The sequence below is a fragment of the Pandoraea terrigena genome (genome assembly GCF_902459705.1).
Lineage (GTDB): Bacteria > Pseudomonadota > Gammaproteobacteria > Burkholderiales > Burkholderiaceae > Pandoraea > Pandoraea terrigena.
In genome coordinates, this window is sequence record NZ_CABPRU010000005.1 from 270,064 (window position 1) to 289,533 (window position 19,470).

The following is a 19,470-nucleotide window of genomic DNA, read 5'->3' on the forward strand; positions in this document are numbered from 1 at the left end:
CTGGCTTGCAAATCGTCCACCACCGTAGGAGGGGTCATGACGGCAACCTGGCAGATCGTAGTGCATGGGCTGGTGCAGGGCGTCGGCTATCGCGCCGCGTGCGTGGACGAGGCGCGCCGCATCGGGCTCCGCGGTTGGGTGCGCAACCGGCGCGACGGCACGGTCGAGGCCATCGCACAGGGGGAAGCCGATCAGTTGCTCGCGTTGTGCGAATGGATGCGCGAGGGGCCGCCGGACGCGCAGGTCTTGTCTTGCGACGTCGACAAGGCCTGGGTTGCAGATTCGCCGATCAAAGGCTTCGAGCAGCGCGCGAGCATTTGATCCGCCGGCTTGATTGTCCGTCCCCGGCCTCAGGCGGCGAGCGCCAGCCTGCCGGAAGGGGTGTCGAGCGGCGTGTCGTCCTCGCGCATCGCGGTCGAGCGATTGGCTTCGCGGGCCGACAGGTGGAACAGCGCGACCGCTTCGCGCAGGCGCACGGCCTGCGCTTCGAGCGCCGCAGCGGCGGCGGAGGCTTCTTCCACGAGCGCGGCGTTCTGCTGCGTCATTTCGTCCATTTGCGTGACCGCCCGGTTGACCTGCTCGATACCGTTCGACTGCTCGACGCTGGCCGCCGAGATTTCCCCCATGATGTCGGTCACGCGTTTGACTGACTGCACGACATCCACCATCGTCTCGCCCGCGCGCTCGACCAGACGGGTGCCGGTCTCGACCCGGTTGCCCGAGACCTCGATCAATCCCTTGATTTCCTTGGCCGCCGCTGCGCTGCGCTGCGCCAGCGTGCGGACTTCGCCTGCCACCACGGCAAAGCCGCGCCCCTGCTCGCCGGCGCGGGCCGCTTCGACGGCGGCGTTCAGCGCCAGGATGTTCGTTTGGAAGGCGATGCCGTCGATGACCGTCAGGATATCGGTGACCTTTTGCGACGCTTCGGCGATGTCGCGCATGGTCGTCACGACCTCCTGCACGACGTCGCCACCGCGCGATGCGGTCTCCGAGGCCGTGACGGCAAGTTGGCTGGCCGCCCGGGCGTTCTCGGCATTTTGCTTGACGACGGCCGTCAGCTCTTCCATGCTCGCCGCCGTTTGCTCCAGCGACGACGCCTGGGCTTCGGTGCGCTGAGACAGATTGGCGTTGCCCTCGGCAATCTCGTGGGCGTTCGCGTGAATCGCTTCCGTGCTCTCGCGCACGGTGCCGACCGTGCTGGCGAGGCCGTCGCGCATCCGGCCGAGGGCGCCGAACAGTTGGCCCATCTCGTTACGCGTGCGTTGCTCGACGCGCTGGCTCAGATCGCCGGCGGCCATCCGCTCGAAATGCGAGATGACGTCGCGGATCGGACGCAGTACGGCGCGCGCGAGCATGGCGCGGCCCCACAGCGCGAGGAGCAGCGCGACGGCCAGGGTTGCCCCCAGGGCGATGCGCATGACGTTGTAGCGGTGCTGCGCCGCGTCGAAGCGGGCTGTTTGCCGCGCGATTTGAATCTCCTGCAACTCGCGCATGGCCGCATCGAGCGCGGCATAGGCCGGTGGCGCAACGCGTGCCTGAATCTGGTGGAAGCCTGCCACGTCGCCTTGCTTCAGGGCGTTGAGCGCAGGCGTGACGACCTGATCGAAAAAGGCGCGGCGCTTGGTGTCGGCCGACTTGGCCAACTCCGCTTCGTGCGCATCTTCCTTGGGACGTTTCAGATAATCGCTCCACAGCGCGTCGGACGCAGCGATGTATTGGATGCCTCGCTTGAGGACTTTTTCCGATTCGTCCGGGGCGACGCCCAGCATCCCATACGACGCATAAGTCGCCATGGACAGGCGGGTCCGCAGAATCTGTTCCCCGGTTCCCTTGAGTTCGGCCAGGGCGGGGGTGTCTTGCGTGGCCATCAGGCTTAGGGAGGTATTGCTGGACCCGAGCGCCTGGAGGCCCAGAACGCTGACGAGGACGAGCAGTGCGCCAAGCAAACCGAGGACCAGCGTCAGGCTGGCCCGAATCGTCATGTTCTTGTACATAGGGATCGAGAGTTTGAATGCCCGGGCCGCAGCGTCAACGCGCGCGCGGCCTTGCTGCCCGTCGGGGTCTCCAGAACGTGGCATTGAGATTATCGGCAAATGAGAGGCAGAACTTGAGCCGTTTGGCTCTGGCGATTCCGAAAGTGCGGCGTCCGCACAATAAGATCGGAATTTGCGCAGTCGCAAACGCCTTGCAAACGGCCAGACTTGAAGACTCCTACGGCTTCTTCAGTACGCCAAACCGCGCGAATCGTGATGCGGCGTCAACGACGCGATGAATCTCGACAAATTCAATTTCCCGCGCGGCGGCCGCGATGTCGGAGGGTACGCCTCTGACGGGTCGCACGCGGCAACGCCAAGCGGGCCGGAGGGATGGGGCCGCGACGGCCCATGGGCCGCCAGTACCTTTCGATTGGCATTGGTGCACGAGTTGCGGGCCCCTTTGCAGGTGCTGCAAGGGCATCTCGATGCACTGTGGGGCGTGCAGGGCAGCCTCGGCGATGTGGGCGACATGGGGAGGGACGCAGGCGACCTGGGTGGCGAGTCGGGGGCGATGGCGCCACGGGAACGACTCGGCGCCATGCGCAACATGCTGGGCGTGGTCGCCAGTGCCGTGGACGACGTGCTGCAACTGGGGCAGAACGACGTCACGGAACTCCCGCTTCGAGAGACCGTCTTCGAGGTGCGCGCCTGCCTGGATGCGGAGGTTGACGCGTTCGCCGGGGCGGCACAGGTCAAAGGGCTGGTGCTGGAATGCCAGGTCCCGGCGGATGTGCCCGTCATGATCTGGGGGGACGCCGCTCGCTTGCGCCAGATCCTGCGAACGCTGCTGGACAACGCGCTGAAATATACCGTCTGCGGCGGTGTGGCGGTCAAGGCGTCGTGGAGCGCCACCTCGGCGTGTGCCGCAGCGAAGGGCGGGCCGTCTGTGCCGGGGCCGCGGCGCGAAGTCGTTGCGGGGCAACTGACGCTTCACGTCAGCGACACCGGGCCGGGCATCCCGGCGGGCATGGAAAACGCGGTGTTCGCGGCGTTTGCCCGCGCAGACCGCTCGGTACCCGGCACAGGACTGGGGCTGTGGATCGCCCAGCAATGGGCGCGGCGCATGGGCGGGTCGCTCGCCGTGGAGCCAGCGACGACGGGGGCGCGCTTTCGGTTATCGGTGCCTTTCGCGAGGCCCGGCGCCGCACCGTCGTCCGGCGTGGCCGGCGCTGCGTCGCCGGGGGCGCCCGGGGCGCTTGCCTCGGCGGCGTCTTCGCCGCCCGCATCGCTGCCGGCGGTGCCGGTCGTACACGTCGACGTGCGTCCCGGGTTGCATGCGCTGGTGGTGGACGACCATGTCATGAATCGCGCGATCCTCGCCGATCAGTTGACCGCGCTCGGGTGCATCGTCGAGCATGCGGGCGATCTGACCGGCGCGTTACTGCGATGGGCGTCGCACGAAGTCGATGTCGTGCTCACGGATGTGCAGCTTGGCGGGGCATGCGGCCTGACGCTGGCGAAGACGCTTCGCGCGCTGGCACCGGTGCTCGGCCGCCCGGCGCCCGTGGTGTTCGCGGTGACAGGGTCGGTGGTCGGCGCGCGGGCCGCTAGCGAGGCCGGTATTGATGGCGTGCTGACGAAGCCGGTGTCGCGCCAGCGCCTGGCCCAGACGCTGGCCGTGCGGTGGCCTTGCGCAGGGAGCGAACGCGATGCGCCGTCCGTTGCGGGGAAGCCGCCGAAGGCGGCACGGCCGCCGCTGCAGGACGATCCTTACGCGCGGCGTGTCATGCGCGAGGAAATGGCCAAGGATCTTGCGCGCTTTCGGCGCCTGATGGCCTCACGTCGCGCGGAGGATATCGAAGCGGCACAGGCCTTGCTGCATCGCATGCGCGGCGCGTGCCGGATGTTCGGCGATCCGGCGTTGACGTCGCGATGCGACCGGCTCGCCGAGACGCTGGCGGCCAGCCGGATCGCGCCGGACGATCAGACGTAGCAGACGGCGAGAAAGTGACAGGCCGTGCCGCCAATGGCGAACAGATGCCAGACCAGATGACCGAACTTGATATGGCCGTCGAGCGAGTAGAAGAGGGCCCCGACCGTGTAGGCGACGCCGCCCGCATACAGCCAGTCTGCGCCAGGGCCCGGGATGGCGGCGAGCACCGGGCCGGCGACCAGTACGGCAACCCAGCCGAGTCCAACGTAGAGCAGGGTAGAGACGATCGGCCGGTCGAGCAGGCCGAGTCCCTTCGCGATCAGCCCCGCAATGGCCATCGCCCACACACCGGTGAGCAGCGGCCAGCCCCACGGGTCATGAAGGATCCTGACGGTAAAGGGCGTGTATGTCCCGGCAATGAAGAGAAAGATAGCGCAATGATCGACGCGCATGAACAGCCGTTTCGCGCGGCCGTCGGGCAAGCCGTGATACAGCGCGGATGCCAGGTAGACGACCACCATCGTGATGGCGAATACGCCAATGCCGATCTCCTGCACCGTGGTGGCCAATGGTGGGCGAGCCACCGTGAACAGGGCCGGCGTCGCGGCGAGAGCCGCCATGCAGGCAATGCCATGGCTGGCGCTATTGGCAAGTTCTTCGCCGCGCGTCTGGGCACGTCCGGTCGCTTTCATGGCGCCTCCTGTTGTGATGACGCCTCGATCACGACGGATGCGCGTCACGCCACTTGCGAACGGCTTCCATCGTGTTGGTAACGTGCTTGTCCGGATCGAGGCTCACGTAGCTGTAGATCACCTTGCCGTCGGGCGCAATGACGTAGGAGACGCGATTGGCATAGTCGGGTTTGAGCGTGAGCACGGCGTCGTAGGCGCGCATGATGCGCTGGTCGGTATCGGCCGCCACGGCAAATTTGCTGCGGCACTCGGACACGGAGAACTTGTTGAGCGTGTCGATGTTGTCGTGCGAGACGCCGATGACCGTCGCGCCCATCGCCTTGAACTTGTCGGTGGCTTCCGCGAAGTCGTGCGCTTCGATCGTGCAACCCTCGGTGAACGCCGCCGGGTAGAAGTACAGCACGACGGGGCCCTTGCGGAGCGCGTCGGCCAGCGAGAACGTGAAGACCTTGCCGCCAAGCGAGGCTTGGGCAGAAAAATTGGGGGCAGGGGTGCCGTTCTTCAGTGCGGCGTGTGCGGGGATGAAGCACCAGGCCGTCACGCCGACAATAGCGGCAGTAGCAGCGATTCCGAACCAACGTTTCATGCAGGACTCCTGGAGTGAATGCTTAAGCATAGAGGCTCGCGAAGGCAGTGTCCAACGTGGCGGATATCCTTCGCCTGTGCCGTCAAGGCCGCAGCCCCATGGGCAAGGCAGACGGCCGTCTACCGCGGAATTCGTGACACGATTCGGTCACCATAGTGTCATGAAGCGTTCGAGGCCGAGCAGGCGGGCTCGCGCGGACGACCGCTGCCTTGCCGTTCCCTACAGGGCATTACCGCTCCTGAGCGCTCCTTGCCGTTACTGATCGTTCCTGATCGTTCCCGATAGGCAGGACGGTCGTCGACTTGATCTGCGAGAGGGCAATCATCGAGTTGACCTCCTGCACCATCGGCAATTGCGAGAGTCGCTCGAAGAAGAAACGCTCATAGGCCTCGACATCGCGGGTGACGATGCGCAGCAGAAAGTCGACATTGCCCATGAGCACGTGGCATTCGAGCACTTCCGGAAATTCCTGAATCGCCTTTGAGAACTCGGGCAGCGCGTTGCGGTTGTGTCCGGCCAGTTTCACGTGGGCGAACAGCATCACGTTCAGTCCGACCTTCTTGCGATCGACGAGCGCAACGCGTCGCTCGATCACCCCGTCGGCGTCGAGCCGGTCGATGCGGCGCCAGCACTGCGACTGTGACAGGCCGATGCGCTCACCGATTTGGGCGGCCGAGAGCGAGGCGTCCTCCTGGAGTAGTGCGAGGATTCTCTCGTCGAATTCGTCAAGTTGCATGATTTATTCTCTTGTATGTCTGAATATGAATGAATCATGTGAAATCGATGGGGTTTTGTCAACGATACGCGAAGCATTTACCGGCCGATCCCCGTAAGCTTGGTTCTCATTAGGCCAATTGGCCGCCACAACCCGTCCTGATTCACTGGACCCGGCAGGAATCTACGTAACCATGAAACTCGACCTGACTCTCTCCGCCGCCGAAACCGCGACCGGTGCCGTCGCCCAGCCTGTTGCTCCGTTGTCGGCCAAGGGCGCAGACCTCATTGCGCGCACCTTGGTCGAGATTGGCGTGGACACGGTGTTCTGCTATCCAGGCGGCGCGAACCTCGAAATGCTCGACGCGCTTTCGCGCGTGGCGATCACACTGGTACGGACCGAGCACGAGCAGGGGGCGGTCTTCGGGGCGCAGGGCTATGCCCGCGCCACCGGCAAGCTGGGCGTTTGCCTGGCGACGTCAGGCCCCGGCGCGACGAATCTCGTCACGGGCATTGCCGATGCCGCAAGCGATTCCGTGCCGGTGCTCGCCATCACCGGCAACGTCGCCACGCATTGGCTTGGCAAGAACGCCTTCCAGGAAGTGGATATCGTCGCCATCACCAAGCCGGTCACGAAGCTCGCCCGACAGGTTCGCGAGGCGAGAGACATTCCCGCCGCGTTGCGCGAAGCGGCTGCATGCGCACTGGCGGGGCGACCGGGTCCCGTCTTGCTCGATTTCCCGAAGGACATTCAGCAGGCGCGACCCGATCAGCCGACCGACAAGCGCTTCACGGCGCCGGCGCCGGCCGGCATGAGCGACGAAACGGCCCAGCGAATCGCCGCCTTGTTGGCCCGAAGCGAGCGTCCGGTGATCTACGCCGGGGGTGGCGTCATCGCTTCGGGGACCGGCGCGCAACTCGTGGCACTCGCCGAAGCGCTCGATTGCCCGGTGGCGCTTACGATGATGGGCCTGGGCGCCATGCCGGACGAGCATCCGTTGTTGCTCGGCCCGCTCGGGATGCATGGCGCTTACGCGGCCAACGTCGCGGTCAACGAGGCCGACCTCGTGCTGGCGCTCGGCGTGCGATTCGACGACCGGGTGATCGGCGATCCGGCCTCGTTCGCGCGGCATGCCACGATCGTCCATATCGATGTTGACGCCGCCGAAATCGGCAAGAACAAACCCGTCGCGCTCGGCGTGCATGCGGACCTGCGAGACGCCTTCGCCGGTTTGCTGGCGCACGCGTCGCGTCGCGACGTGCCGGATTGGCACGCTTACCTGTGCGAGCGGCGTGAGGAACATCCGCTGCGTGCGCCTCGGCAGGCCGACGCGCACGCCGATGGTGCCACCGATGCCGGCGGCGCGCACGCGCTCACGGGTGTCGATGTCATCACGGCGCTCGCCGCGCTGCTGCCGCCACGAGCGGTGGTGACCACGGGCGTTGGGCAGCATCAGATGTGGGCGATGCAGCACCTGCGACTTCGCGAGCCGCGCACGTTCCTGTCCAGCGCGGGGTTCGGCACGATGGGCTTCGGCCTGCCCGCGGCCATCGGCGCCAAAGTGGCGTTGCCGGACGTCCCGGTCGTCGACATCGACGGCGACGGCAGTCTGAACATGTCGGTGAATGAACTGTCGACGTGCCGCCGCTACGGGCTGGGCGTGAAGGTACTGGTTATCAACAACCAGTGGCTGGGCATGGTCCGGCAATGGCAAGACATGATCTATGCGCGTAATCGCGTCGCGTCATCGCTGGTCGACCCGAACGCGCCGAATGGCGGCAACGACGGGCGTCCGTATCCCGACTTCGTCACGATTGCGGCGGGGTATGGCGTGGCCGGCGCACGCGTGACCCGGGCGGACGAATTACCCGCCGCGCTTGCGCGCATGCTCGAAGACCCGAGCGAGCCGTATCTGCTGGACGTCCTCGTCGCCCGCGAGGACGACGTGTATCCGATGATTCCCGCAGGCAAGTCGTATCGCGACATGGTCTTTGGTCCTGGCCAGACGGCCAGCCCCATCGCGGCGGGCGCGTTCTGACGCGCGAGACAAGTAAGCGAGACCCGTCAGAGGGGGCGGCAACGGGCACCCCCTCGCGTTGCGCTGTCATTCTCATGGAGTGGGAATGACGCTGCGCGTCGCGAGATCGCAACGACCCGGGCGGAGGCGGCGGCTTTTTTTCGTTTCGGAGACAGCGAGGAGTATCATTGCGCTCTTTCAAGAATTCTCGCCAAGGAAATCAACATGTTGACGAAGCGCCTCGTGCTGGCCGCCGCCTGTTTTCTGACGACCTTCGCCGCGTTGCCGGCCGCACAGGCCGCCGACCCCACCTACACCGTGGGCGCGGGCGGTACGTACCGTCCGTTCGAGTTCGAAACGCCGCAGAAGGAACTGGTCGGCTTCGACGTCGACATCATCAAGGCGATTGGCAAGGCAAGCGGATTCAACGTGAAGCTGGTCAGCACGCCGTGGGAAGGCATCTTCGCCACGCTCGACCAAGGCGATCGCGACATCATCATTTCCGGCATCACCATTACCGACAAACGACGTGAAATGGTCGACTTCTCGGCCCCGTACTTCCCTGCCGACCAGGTCATCATCACCGCGCCGGGCGCCAAGATCGCCGGGTTGGCCGATCTGAAGAAGCTTCAGGTCGGTGTGGTCAACGCCAGCACCGGTGACATCTCCGTGTCCGAAGAACTGGGCCGCGCGAGCACCGCGATCCGCCGCTTCGACAACACGCCGCTGATGCTCGAAGAGCTGTATCGCGGGGGCGTGGACGCCGCCGTCGGCGATGTGGGCGTCATCAAGTTCTACATCAAGAGCCATCCGGAAAAGCCGTTCAAGCTGGTCTACGACAACAAGTTCAAGCGCCAGTACTTCGGCATCGCCGTGAAGAAGGGCAACAAGGTCGCGCTCGACAAGATCAACACCGGCCTGAAGAAGATCGTGGCCGACGGCACCTACGCCAAGATCTACAAGCAGTGGTTCGACACCGACGTGCCGTCGCTGCCGCAACAGTAAGCAACGCGTGTAAGATTCGCGCCACGCGCGCCAGATATCTGGCCACTCGCGGCCCGTGAGCTGATCGTCGAGTCTCGACGTCAACCCCCGGGCCGCGAGCGTTTTTCCGCCGGCCCGCCGGTTCGTTTCATTTTGTGAGAAAGGTGCTTCATGGGTGGGTTCCAGTGGAACATCATCAGCGAATACATGCCCCTGTTCGTCGAGGGCACGCTGATGACGCTCAAGTGCACGGTGATCTGCGTGATCGCCGGCACGTTACTTGGGCTCGTGCTCGGCGTCGGCCGTCTGGCCGAAGCGCGTCACGGCTTCTACAAGTATTTCCTGCGCTACGGGGTGCAATACCCGGTGCGCTTCTACGTCAGCTTTTTCCGCGGCACGCCGCTGTTCGTCCAGATCCTGCTGATTCACTTCGCGCTGATGCCGGTGTTGATCAACCCGTCGGATGGGTGGATCGTGAGTGGCGAGCTCGCGCGGGAGATCCGCTCGCAATACGGCGCCTTCATGTCGGCCGTGCTGGCCATTTCGCTGAACGCGGGGGCCTACGTGTCCGAAATTTTCCGCGCGGGAATCCAGTCGATCGATCGCGGCCAGGCCGAGGCGGCGCGCTCGCTGGGCATGACCTACATGCAGACGCTGCGCAAGGTCGTGCTGCCGCAGGCATTCCGGCGTATGCTGCCGCCGCTGGGCAACAACGCCATTGCGATCGTGAAGGATTCGTCGCTGGCGTCGGCGATCGGTTTGGCGGAACTGGCGTATGCCGCGCGCACCGTGTCGGGGGCGTACGCTCGCTACTGGGAGCCGTATCTGACGATTTCGCTTATCTATTGGGCGATCACGCTGGTGCTGTCGGCATTTGTTCAACATCTGGAATCGAGGTACGGCAAAGGTGATCGTCGTCAATAACCTGCAGAAGCAGTACGGCGAGGCGCACGTACTGCGCGGCATTTCGTGCCGCATCGAAGAGAGCGAAGTGGTATGCGTGATCGGGCCGTCGGGCTCGGGCAAGAGCACCTTTCTGCGCTGTCTGAATGGCCTGGAAGACGTGAGTGGCGGGCAAGTGCTCGTCAACGGCTTCCATGTAGAGGACCCGAAGACGGACATGAATGCCATGCGCGCGAGCGTGGGCATGGTGTTCCAGCGCTTTAACCTGTTTCCCCACATGACGGTGCTCGAGAACCTGGTTCTCGCGCCGATGCAGGTCAACGGCATCAAGCGTGGCGCGGCCGTGACCATTGCCGAGCAACTGCTGCGCAAGGTGGGCCTGATCGACAAGATCGACGCCTTTCCGAACCAGCTCTCGGGCGGACAGCAGCAGCGCGTGGCGATTGCCCGCGCGCTCGCGATGCAGCCAAAGGTCATGCTGTTCGACGAGCCGACCTCGGCGCTCGATCCGGAACTGGTGGGCGAAGTGCTCGAGGTCATGAAGTCGCTCGCGGACGAAGGCATGACGATGGTCGTCGTGACCCACGAGATGGGGTTTGCCCGTGAAGTCTCCGACCGCGTCCTGTTCATCGATCAGGGCGTGATCATGGAAGAGGGCAAGCCGGAACAGATCTTCTCGGCCCCGAAGCACGAACGCACGCGCGAATTCTTGCGCAAAGTCCTGTAATTCTCTGCATGGCGATGCTCGCGGAGGTGTATCCGCGGGCCGCATCTGATTACAATGCGAGGGTACGCGTGCCAAGAGCCAGTGTCGTCCGGCTTCGGTGCGCCGCCGGCCCCCTGAGCCCCCAGCCAGGTTTTTTTCACAGGGCAGTGACCTTTGTCCAGGCCTGCCCCGCAATCGACGATTGCACTCCGATTTCACGAGGTAGTCATGAGCCAGCCAATCGCTGTGACCCGCCAGACGTTCGACGACGTGATGGTGCCCAATTACGCTCCCGCCCAGATGGTGCCCGTGCGCGGCGAAGGCTCGCGCATGTGGGACCAGCAGGGCCGTGAGTATGTTGACTTTACCGGCGGTATCGCGGTCAACGCGCTCGGTCACGCCAACCCGGAATTGGTGAAGGTCATCGAGGCGCAGGCCCGCAAGGTCTGGCACATCGGCAACGGCTACACCAACGAACCGGTGCTGCGTCTGGCCAAGGCGCTGACCGATGCCACGTTTGCCGACAAGGCGTTCTTCTGCAATTCGGGCCTCGAAGCCAACGAAGCGGCGCTCAAGCTCGCACGCCGCTACGCCTACGATCATGCGGCCGAGCGCGGCGGCAAGGAAAAGAGCGAGATCATTTCGTTCTACAACTCGTTCCACGGCCGTTCGCTCTTCACCGTGAGCGTTGGCGGTCAGGCGAAATACACCGAAGGGTTCGGCCCGATTCCGGCCGGCATCATGCACCTGCCGTACAACGACCTGGCGACCGTCGAGGCGACCATTTCGGACGCCACGGCGGCGGTCATCGTCGAACCGGTGCAGGGCGAGGGCGGTGTGCTGCCCGCCGATCCGGAATTCCTGAAGGGTCTGCGCGCCCTGTGCGACAAGCATGACACCTTGCTGATTTTCGACGAAGTGCAGACCGGGGTCGGACGCACCGGCACGCTATACGCGTATGAGCAATATGGCGTGACGCCGGACATCCTGACCACCGCCAAGGCGCTGGGCAACGGGTATCCGATTGGCGGCATGCTCACCACGAGCAAGATCGCCGCGAGTTTCTCGCCGGGCACGCATGGTTGCACGTACGGCGGTAATCCGCTTGCCACGGCCATTGCCGGGCGCGTGCTGGAACTGATCAACACGGCCGAGACGCTCAACGGTGTGAAGGCGCGTCACGATCATTTCATCAAGGGCATCGACGCGATCAATGCGCGTCATGGCGTGTTCGACCAGGTGCGCGGCATGGGGCTGCTGATCGGTGCGGTGCTCAAGCCGGGATTCACCGGCCGTGCGAAGGACATCGTGGCGGAATCCGAAAAGCACGGTCTGATGGTGCTCGTGGCGGGTGGCGACGTGGTGCGCTTCGCGCCGTCGCTGAACATTCCGTTCGCCGATATCGATGCCGGTCTCGCCTCGCTCGAGAAGGCGGTCGCGGCGGTGGCGGCAACGGCGAAGGCGGCCTGATCGCGCCGGCCGACATCAGGACCTGACCGTGTGCAGGACTTCGGGCCGGACCGACGGATGACGTCGCTCCGGCCCTTGTTTCACCCACTTCGCCGGATGTGCCCATGACCCGTCAATCGAAAATGGCGACGCCCGCGCGCGCGGCTGCAGACACAGATGTGGCGGACTTGCCCGACATGGCGCCGTCGACGTCGCTGCGCGTCGTGCGGCTGGCGCGTCGCAGCGATCTGCCCGCGCTGTTGAAGTTGGCGGGGCTGGCTGGCCCCGGCATGACGTCGTTCAAACCCGATCGGGCGGCGCTCGATGCGCGTCTGGCCCGGGTGGCAGCCACGGTGGAGGGGCACGCCCCCACGGCAGAACAAGGGTACCTGTTCGTGATGGAAGATGTTGCCACCGGCGAGATTGCGGGCGTGTGCGGGCTGGAAGCCGCGGTCGGGCTGGAGCAACCGTTTTATACGTATCGCAAGGATACGATCGTGCATGCGAGCCGCGAGTTGAACGTCTGGTCGCGGATGTTGACGCTTTCGCTCTCGAACGACCTCACCGGCTATAGCGAACTATGCTCGCTGCTGCTGGATCCGGCGTGGCGCGGGCATGGCAACGGCGCATTGCTCTCGAAGGCACGTTTCCTGTTCATGGCGCAGTTCCCGGAGCGTTTCGGTCCGCACGTGTGCGCCGAGTTGCGCGGCTTTTTCGACGACAGCGGGCAGAGCCCGTTCTGGCAGTCGCTCGGACAGCACTTCTTCAAGATCGATTTCGACCAGGCGGATTACCTGACCTCCATAGGCAAGAAGTCATTCGTGGCCGAACTGATGCCGAAGTACCCCATCTATGTCGACTTTCTCTCCGCGCAAGCGCAGGCCGCCATCGGCGTGACGCATCGCGATACGCTTCCGGCCCGCCGTTTGCTGGAACAGGAGGGCATGCGCTCCGGCGCGCATGTCGACATCTTCGATAGCGGACCGGTGCTCGAGGCGCGCGTCGCTGACTTGCGTGCTGCGCGCGACAGTCGTTATCTCAGCGTGAACATCGCTGCAACGCCGGACGAGGACGGCAGCCCGGCGCCCGCCGTCGCCAACGCGGAGCCCTATCTCGTGGCGTGTCTTGGGCTGGAAGGCTTTCGCGCCACGCTCGTCACGGGCCGTCCAGAGCGACGTGCGTTCGCCGTCAGTCAGGGCGTGGCGCAGGCGCTTGGCGTCAAACAGGGCGACCGCATCCAGGTGCTGCCGCTCAAGCCGCCGCGTGCCGAAGCGATCTGAGCGTTGGCCGAACGCGCTACGACGCGACAGCATTAGAACTGGATCGTCGCCGTCACCGTGTCCGTGTACACGCCGGGGGGCGGTGTCGACTGCGATGGCACGCGCGCATAGATCGGAATGAACTGGACAAGCCCAGTGCCGATACCGGTCAGCGGCGACGTGCCCGATGATCCATCTCCCCAGATTGTGGCGTAGCCACTGTCCAGATACAGTTGATAGCCGATGTTGGACGCGCTCTGGCTGGTCATGTAGCGGGAGGTGACCGTGCCCAGTTGTCCACCGGACAAGCTGATGCGATATGCGTCGTTCTGCGTGCATTGCACGGTAAGCTGGCCCGCACCGGTCACCGGACGGTCCAGCGCCGATTGCGTGGCGAACGTGATGTTCGTGGCGGCGATCGTGCAGTTGTTGATGACGCTCACATTCGTGGAGAACGGGATGCCCGGCACGGCGGTCATCGCACTGCCGCAGTCTGGGGCGGGCGACAGGGCGGCGTACGGGGCGTATTGCAGACGCGTGTCCGCCGATGTAAACGCGCGTGTGTACACGGTGTTGCTGCTGCCGGATGTCGGCACCGTCGTCTGCCCTGCGGCGATTCTTCCGTAGAAATTGACGTTCTGCGTGACCGTCCCGCCCACGATGTTGCGGGTCATCGAGACAGCGATCACCTGACTCGGGCCGCTTCCCCACGCGTTGGCGAACGACGGGTCGATGAAGAGTCCGAAATTGATGGCGTTTCCGGCATGCGTGAGTGTGAGCGGCTGGCTCGCGTTCAGCGCGAGGCACACCTTGACGTTGGGACTGCCGCCGAGCAGGGGCCATGTGCATGAGACCGGGATTGTGCCCGTCGCCGACAGGGCGGCGCCGGAGATCGGGCTGAAGGCGGTGAACGCGAGCGTCGGTGCGCCGACGGAACATGTCTGCGCCTGCGCGCTCCCACACAATAGCGCGAGTGCAGCGGCGCCCGCAGGGTGCCATCCCGTCGACGGCGCCCGCCGGACGCGTGTCATGACGGATCCTCCTGTGCCCAAGGGGCGGGGGACGGCGATGGCAAGGGCGCGACGGCATCGGGGCGCTCGCCGGCGAGGGTGCCGAATGCGACGCACGTCAACGGACCGACGCGGGCAATGCGGCCTTCGACGGACGCGGCCCAGTCGAACGAGACGCGGCAGCGCTGGCCGGCGTCGCGTGACTCGAGCGTATTGCTCGGCCCAAGGGCATCGACAAAGACCTCCCCGTCATAGCCGACCAGGGTCATGACGCCGCTCTGCACATGCCGCACCGTCGTCCCTGCGCGAAGCGGCTTCCCAGCGGCGTCCACAAGGGTGACGAGTGCCGCACGGTAGCGCCGCACGGGGAAATGCACCAATACGCCACTGCCCGCCTGGGGCGCAATGCGGCGCTCGGTCCACAGAATTTCCATGTCGACCGGAAGCTGCATGGGATCGATGCCGATGCGCGAGGCTTCGAAGCCATTCAGATCCGGCACGAGATAGTAGCCGCGCGCATCGGTGCGGCCGATCGGCACCGACTCGCGCAGCACCGGCACGTCAGCCTGCCGGTCGGCGCTCACGAGGGCGAAGGCGTCGTACGCGCGCCGAGTGGCATGCACGCTGTTGTCCATGAAGATCAGTGCGCCGGTCATACCGAGGGCTGTTCCTGTCCGACGCCCCACCTGTTGCACCAGGGCCGAGATCTGCCCATGTCGCCCGAGATACTGCAGTTCGCCTTGCACGGTGCGTTGTGAGAAGGCACGTCCGCCAAGGACTTGCCAGCCCCAACCGCCGCTGTAGTCCGGGGCGCGGCTGGCGCCGACCCATGCCTGCGTCTGCCCGTCCTGCTGGTTGAACGACGCACTGCCCAGCGCGCCGCCGCCCAGCAATACGCTCAGCATGGCGAACACCCCATGAGCGCGCTGACGTGCGAAGTCGCGAAAGCCGCCGACGGACAGCATGCCGCGCGCGCCCGCCGGCAGTGAGACGCTGGCCGACAATACGCGCGTGGCCGGCTGGCGCGGCACGCGCTGCGAAAACCAGGCCAGCGAGGCCGTGCGACTGCGTCCGAGCGGTACGGAGACACTCGCGCGGTCACTCGCCCGCGGCGCGGGCACGCCGTCGAGCGAGGCGATGTCGCGATACCGTCCCGTCGTCCGAATCATCTGCACATCGATACCCATCCGTCGCGACAGGTATTGGTATCCCGCGCTCCACTGCGTGCCGGTGCCCCGGCCGCCCGAGATGGCGGCTGACGCGCTGACGACACCGGTCTGGCCGAGTGCCATCAGGGCGCCCGCGCCACCGAGTGCGAGTCGGCGTCCCGCTTGCGCCTGCGCTTCCACCGTGACAGCGTCGGTCGCACCGTAGCGCGCGGTCACCGACGCCACGGGGTGGCGTTGATACGAGAATGAGCGAACCCCGTAATCGTCGCGCGGCAGGCCGGCTTCCACCGAGAAACTCGACAGGCCGCGCGCCAGCCGTCGAGGGTCGATATAAAGCGGGACGGTGGAGACCTGCTCGCGCCCGAGTGCGTCGCGCGTCACGACACTCGCCTGCAGATCGCCGGTGAGACCGGGGGCCTCCTGAATGACGAACGGCCCGGGCGGCACACGCGCGCTCATGCGATGCACGCCGTCAAGGTACACATCGACCGACGAAGGCACCACGGCGCTGCCGCGCAACGTCGGTATCGGGAACGTCACCAGGTCCGGGCGCAAGCTGAAGTTGCGGCGCCATTGCAAGCCGGCAATGCGCAGCGAGCGCGTCCACGCGAGGGAGCCGGTAATGAGATCGCCTGCCACCCACGTCGTCAGTCGAGCCGGGTCGTCGTGTTGCCACCACGTGTCGTAGCGACGATACCCGCGCCGCCAGGCGGAGTGCTCCACGAGCCCCGTCTGGCGCAACGTGCCGCCCGGCCAGAAGCCGCGGATTTCGCTCCAGACGGACGCCCGCGTGAACGGGTCGCGTTGCACGTAGCCGTCGTAGTTGATCAGCACGCCGGTGCCTGACGTCGCGGCCACGACGGCGGGCGGCGGACTGCCGAGCGCGTAAGGTGTCAGCCACGCATCGCCGACCTGCAAGGCGAGTGTCTGGTGCGCGGCGTCGTACGTCGCACGCACAGCGTCGAGCGCGTCGAGGGCGACCTCGGTCGCGTCGCGCTGCGGCAGTTGGCGCGAGGTCAGGCCGAGCGAGCGCAGATCGCCGGCACGCACGAACCATCGGCCTTTCCTGCGCACGAAAGGCGCGATCTGGCCGGTCGACTTGCCGTTGACGACGACTTCCAGCACATAAGGACCGTCAAGCCGGGAAACGCCACCCGTGCGTGGCGGGGAGGGCGCGGCCGAGCCGGGCAGTGCGGTGTTGTCGAACCGAGGGGCGCCTGGCGCGTCCCGCGTTGGCGCTGCGATGTGTCCATCCTCCGTCACCGTCGCGACAGAGGACGCGTAGGCGTCGTTTGCCTTGCCGAACGCGGCCGCACCAAGCGCCATCGACGTGGCGAGCGCGGTCGCCACCGCCCCGGACGTGGCGCCTACCCAACCCTGCGTTGCGGACGTTGGTGCGTGGCGAGGCCGAGCAGCGGCCAAGACGGCGGCGCGGCGCAGGCGGGCACGGCTAGCGTTCGCCATCCGACGCTGCATCGGCGACAAAGCGCATCGGTACCGCGTCGACGCGTGACTCGACAGTGAACGGCGTGACGGGCGGGACGCCGGCGGGCCAGCGTACGGCAAACTTGCGCGTCTGCCCGGCGAGGACGTAGCCGAGCAGTCCGCGCGTCAACTGGACGCTGCGCCCGGAGGCGTCCAGCACGCGCGTGGCACCAAGTTGCGCATGCCGCTCGCCGTCGTTGCGCACTTCCAGGATCCCCTTCGCGATTTGCACGTCGAAATGCAGCGACGGTGCGCGCGCGTGGCTCGCCTGCACGAACACCGGCAGGGAGTACCGCAGGCGGATCGAGATGCCCTCGGCCGGCGCGGCACCGTCCGAGGGCAGTTCGTCGACGAGCAGCCGATAGCTTTGCTCGTGCGGCGCCGGTGCCTGTGCCACACGCACTAGCCGCACAATCTGCCGCTCACCCGGTTCGATGCGCAGGATCGGCGGGCTGGCGACGAGTGCCTCGGTCGGCGTGAGCACGTTGTCACCGTCGCGTTGCGTCCAGGCGAACAGGCGCAACTGGCCGTGAATCGGCACGTCACCGGAGTTGCCCAGCGTGAGCGTGGTAGCGGGCTGCGTGGGCAGGAGGTTGACGATGACCGGCGAGACTTGCAGCGTGGCACCGTTGCCGTCGGTCACACAAAGCGTCAACAGCGCAACGAACGCACCGCCGCAGGCGTAGGCCGTGGGACGATGAACGACGGTGCACATGGGGCTTCTTGGGCGCATGATCGATCCCGAGACTCAGAAGTACACGGTGGCGGTGACCGTCGACGAATAGACGTCCGGTGCCGGCATGGTGGCCGAGAGCATGGCTTGTCCGTAGACGGTATGCACCTTGACCGCACCGGTGCCCGAGTCGCTCAGGGTGTTGGCGCCCTGCGTGTTGCCCCACGGCGTGGCGTAGCCGGCGTCCTGGTAGAGCCCAAACGGAATCGTGGCGGTATTGCCGGAGAGGGCCCCGGCGAGCAGACGATCCGTCTCTGTCGAGTTCGGCACGGTGCCGGCGTTCAGGCCAATGTTGTACCCCGTCGTCGCCGTGCAGGACACGGTCAGCGACGACGTACTCGCCATCGGACCGGTCGCCGATCCCTGCACCGCGTTGAACGTCATTGGCGTGGCGGCAATGGTGCACCCGGGAAGTATCGTCAACTGCACCCGCATTTGCGCCGTCGCCGACCCGTTGGTATAGACGGCGGCGCGTGCCGGTGCGCCATGCGCCAGCAGGTAGACGATCCCGGTAAAGGCCAGAGACACTAGCGATCGATTCATCGTTCTTCTCCTTTGGAGTCCTACGTGAGGTTGCGGGAGTGAGACTCTGGGACTACGTAAGTCGCGCAGGCGCTAACGTCTTTCGTAGCCGCTTTTTACGTAGTCTATGAAAGCATTTGCCTGAAATGGACCTGGGCTAGGTGCTTTCAGAATCATCCCATCGTCGATGGCGGGGTGCCGCCCGTTGGGTTTCGTTCGAGTACGCGCAAAGCGCATGTCTTGATGTGACGCAGTGCGCATGGCGGCATCGTCAGGGGAACCCCATCGCGGAAGTCTCCTCCCATGAATGACCGGATGCTGCAAGGTTGACGAGGCCAAATTCCCTCGGGGCGCGTGAGAAAGCGACGCGAAAATTGCGGCGCAATGATGTCAATCAAAGCGTGTGTGGATGGCGCGCGTAGACGCGCATATTTCACTTGATCTCGAAACGAAGCAGTCTCTAGAATGACTTGGTGCCAGGCATCGCCCCCCGCCACGCAGACGGTGTGATATATGCCATCGGGTCGTGGGTCATCCTCCGGGTGTGCGGGCGGGTGATGGCGGGTTTCCCGCTGCGCGGCGTCATGCCGGCGCGTCGCAATCCCTCTCGGGACCTCAGTGGTGGTGCTTTCGCTGCGGTTCCGGGTCTTGCGCGGTTCTCTTCGTCCGCATGGGGTGGTCTGCGACACCCCGATGCCGACGCTTTTCCCGGCAGCCCCCGGGCTGCCAGACGTCAGGAGTGTGAAATGGCTCTGAATCATACGCGTAACACCCTCGGTGAGAAGATTCGTATCGAGTCGGTCAACCAGCTAAGTCGCGGACTGGTCAACGGCATCGACATGCAGCGTCAGGCCAAGCAGGCGCACTGGAACGTGCATGGCCCGGGCTTCATCGAGCTGCATTTGCTGTTCGACGATGTGTACAACGCTTCCATCGAATGGGCCGACCTTTGCGCGGAGCGCCTGGTGGCCCTCGGCGGTGTGGCCGACGGCCGTGCGCAGACCGTCGCCGAGAAGACCGAACTGCCCGTCTACAAGAACGAGTTCAAACGTGGTCTCGATCACGCGGCCGCACTGGCCGAAGCGCTGGCTGCCTACGGCGAGATCATTCGCGACCTGATCAACGCTTCCGCCGAGATCGGAGATCCCACGACGTCGGATGTCTTCACGGAAATCTCGCGTGGCGTTGACGACCACCTCTGGAAGGTCGAAGCGCACTTGCGCGGCGATTGAGGTTGATGCTGGCGGGCGCCCGTCCCGGGGGCTCGCTGGCGGTGCCGCGAGTCCGACTGCCTGCGAAATGACGACGAGCGCTCGCCCCGGCGATGCCCG

General features: G+C 65.5%; 17 protein-coding genes. 9 read left to right on the forward strand and 8 right to left on the reverse strand.

What is annotated here, in order from left to right; translation table 11 throughout:
- Window positions 1-36 precede the first annotated feature (36 nt).
- Window positions 37-321, forward strand: coding sequence for an acylphosphatase (locus tag PTE31013_RS13430; RefSeq protein ID WP_150613283.1), 285 nt, complete (start codon window positions 37-39; stop codon window positions 319-321).
- Between the two features lie 29 nt (window positions 322-350).
- On the opposite strand, the gene PTE31013_RS13435 is transcribed toward PTE31013_RS13430, so the two are convergent.
- Complete coding sequence (locus tag PTE31013_RS13435) at window positions 351-1,994, reverse strand: methyl-accepting chemotaxis protein (protein WP_150613379.1); 1,644 nt, start codon at window positions 1,992-1,994, stop codon at window positions 351-353.
- 274 nt (window positions 1,995-2,268) lie between these two features.
- Here PTE31013_RS13435 and PTE31013_RS13440 point away from each other — a divergent pair, with 274 nt between their 5' ends.
- On the forward strand, window positions 2,269-3,969 hold the full coding sequence (locus PTE31013_RS13440; RefSeq protein ID WP_150613284.1) for an ATP-binding response regulator: 1,701 nt from the start codon (window positions 2,269-2,271) through the stop codon (window positions 3,967-3,969).
- Here the strand turns inward: PTE31013_RS13440 and trhA are convergent.
- The 3 genes from trhA to PTE31013_RS13455 form a co-directional block, all read right to left on the reverse strand.
- A complete protein-coding gene (trhA, locus tag PTE31013_RS13445; protein ID WP_150613285.1) occupies window positions 3,960-4,601 on the reverse strand; it encodes a PAQR family membrane homeostasis protein TrhA in 642 nt (213 codons plus the stop codon). The genes PTE31013_RS13440 and trhA overlap by 10 nt on opposite strands.
- Window positions 4,602-4,629: 28 nt before the next feature.
- Window positions 4,630-5,187, reverse strand: coding sequence for a peroxiredoxin (locus tag PTE31013_RS13450; RefSeq protein ID WP_150613286.1), 558 nt, complete (start codon window positions 5,185-5,187; stop codon window positions 4,630-4,632).
- A gap of 229 nt (window positions 5,188-5,416) precedes the next feature.
- Complete coding sequence (locus PTE31013_RS13455) at window positions 5,417-5,923, reverse strand: Lrp/AsnC family transcriptional regulator (RefSeq protein WP_150613287.1); 507 nt, start codon at window positions 5,921-5,923, stop codon at window positions 5,417-5,419.
- Window positions 5,924-6,095: 172 nt separating this feature from the next.
- Here PTE31013_RS13455 and ilvB point away from each other — a divergent pair, with 172 nt between their 5' ends.
- The 6 genes from ilvB to astA all read left to right on the forward strand — a co-directional run bounded on the left by ilvB (window position 6,096) and on the right by astA (window position 13,241).
- A complete protein-coding gene (gene ilvB / locus PTE31013_RS13460; RefSeq protein WP_150613288.1) occupies window positions 6,096-7,940 on the forward strand; it encodes a biosynthetic-type acetolactate synthase large subunit in 1,845 nt (614 codons plus the stop codon).
- A 204-nt stretch (window positions 7,941-8,144) separates the two neighbouring features.
- Window positions 8,145-8,924, forward strand: coding sequence for a basic amino acid ABC transporter substrate-binding protein (locus PTE31013_RS13465; RefSeq protein WP_150613289.1), 780 nt, complete (start codon window positions 8,145-8,147; stop codon window positions 8,922-8,924).
- 150 nt (window positions 8,925-9,074) lie between these two features.
- Window positions 9,075-9,827 (forward strand): amino acid ABC transporter permease, encoded by a 753-nt coding sequence (locus tag PTE31013_RS13470; protein WP_150613290.1) that lies wholly within the window; start codon window positions 9,075-9,077, stop codon window positions 9,825-9,827.
- Window positions 9,811-10,533: an amino acid ABC transporter ATP-binding protein gene (locus PTE31013_RS13475; protein WP_150613291.1), complete on the forward strand. Its 723-nt coding sequence runs from the start codon at window positions 9,811-9,813 to the stop codon at window positions 10,531-10,533. Before PTE31013_RS13470 ends, PTE31013_RS13475 begins: the two co-directional genes overlap by 17 nt.
- A 207-nt stretch (window positions 10,534-10,740) precedes the next feature.
- Window positions 10,741-11,982, forward strand: a complete 1,242-nt coding sequence (locus tag PTE31013_RS13480) for an aspartate aminotransferase family protein (protein ID WP_150613292.1) — start codon at window positions 10,741-10,743, stop codon at window positions 11,980-11,982.
- Between the two features lie 176 nt (window positions 11,983-12,158).
- Window positions 12,159-13,241, forward strand: a complete 1,083-nt coding sequence (gene astA, locus PTE31013_RS13485; RefSeq protein WP_425495565.1) for an arginine N-succinyltransferase — start codon at window positions 12,159-12,161, stop codon at window positions 13,239-13,241.
- A 32-nt stretch (window positions 13,242-13,273) separates the two neighbouring features.
- On the opposite strand, the gene PTE31013_RS13490 is transcribed toward astA, so the two are convergent.
- Genes PTE31013_RS13490 through PTE31013_RS13505 form a run of 4 tightly spaced genes read right to left on the reverse strand, consistent with a single transcriptional unit; the run spans window position 13,274 to window position 18,160 of the window.
- Window positions 13,274-14,251 (reverse strand): Csu type fimbrial protein, encoded by a 978-nt coding sequence (locus PTE31013_RS13490; protein ID WP_150613294.1) that lies wholly within the window; start codon window positions 14,249-14,251, stop codon window positions 13,274-13,276.
- Window positions 14,248-16,863: a fimbria/pilus outer membrane usher protein gene (locus PTE31013_RS13495; protein WP_174978556.1), complete on the reverse strand. Its 2,616-nt coding sequence runs from the start codon at window positions 16,861-16,863 to the stop codon at window positions 14,248-14,250. Before PTE31013_RS13495 ends, PTE31013_RS13490 begins: the two co-directional genes overlap by 4 nt.
- Window positions 16,850-17,599 (reverse strand): fimbrial biogenesis chaperone, encoded by a 750-nt coding sequence (locus PTE31013_RS13500; protein ID WP_174978557.1) that lies wholly within the window; start codon window positions 17,597-17,599, stop codon window positions 16,850-16,852. Before PTE31013_RS13500 ends, PTE31013_RS13495 begins: the two co-directional genes overlap by 14 nt.
- Window positions 17,600-17,632: 33 nt before the next feature.
- On the reverse strand, window positions 17,633-18,160 hold the full coding sequence (locus tag PTE31013_RS13505) for a Csu type fimbrial protein (RefSeq protein WP_150613297.1): 528 nt from the start codon (window positions 18,158-18,160) through the stop codon (window positions 17,633-17,635).
- 725 nt (window positions 18,161-18,885) lie between these two features.
- On the opposite strand from PTE31013_RS13505, the gene dps reads away from it, so the two are divergent.
- Complete coding sequence (gene dps, locus PTE31013_RS13510) at window positions 18,886-19,371, forward strand: DNA starvation/stationary phase protection protein Dps (protein WP_150613298.1); 486 nt, start codon at window positions 18,886-18,888, stop codon at window positions 19,369-19,371.
- Window positions 19,372-19,470: the final 99 nt, after the last annotated feature.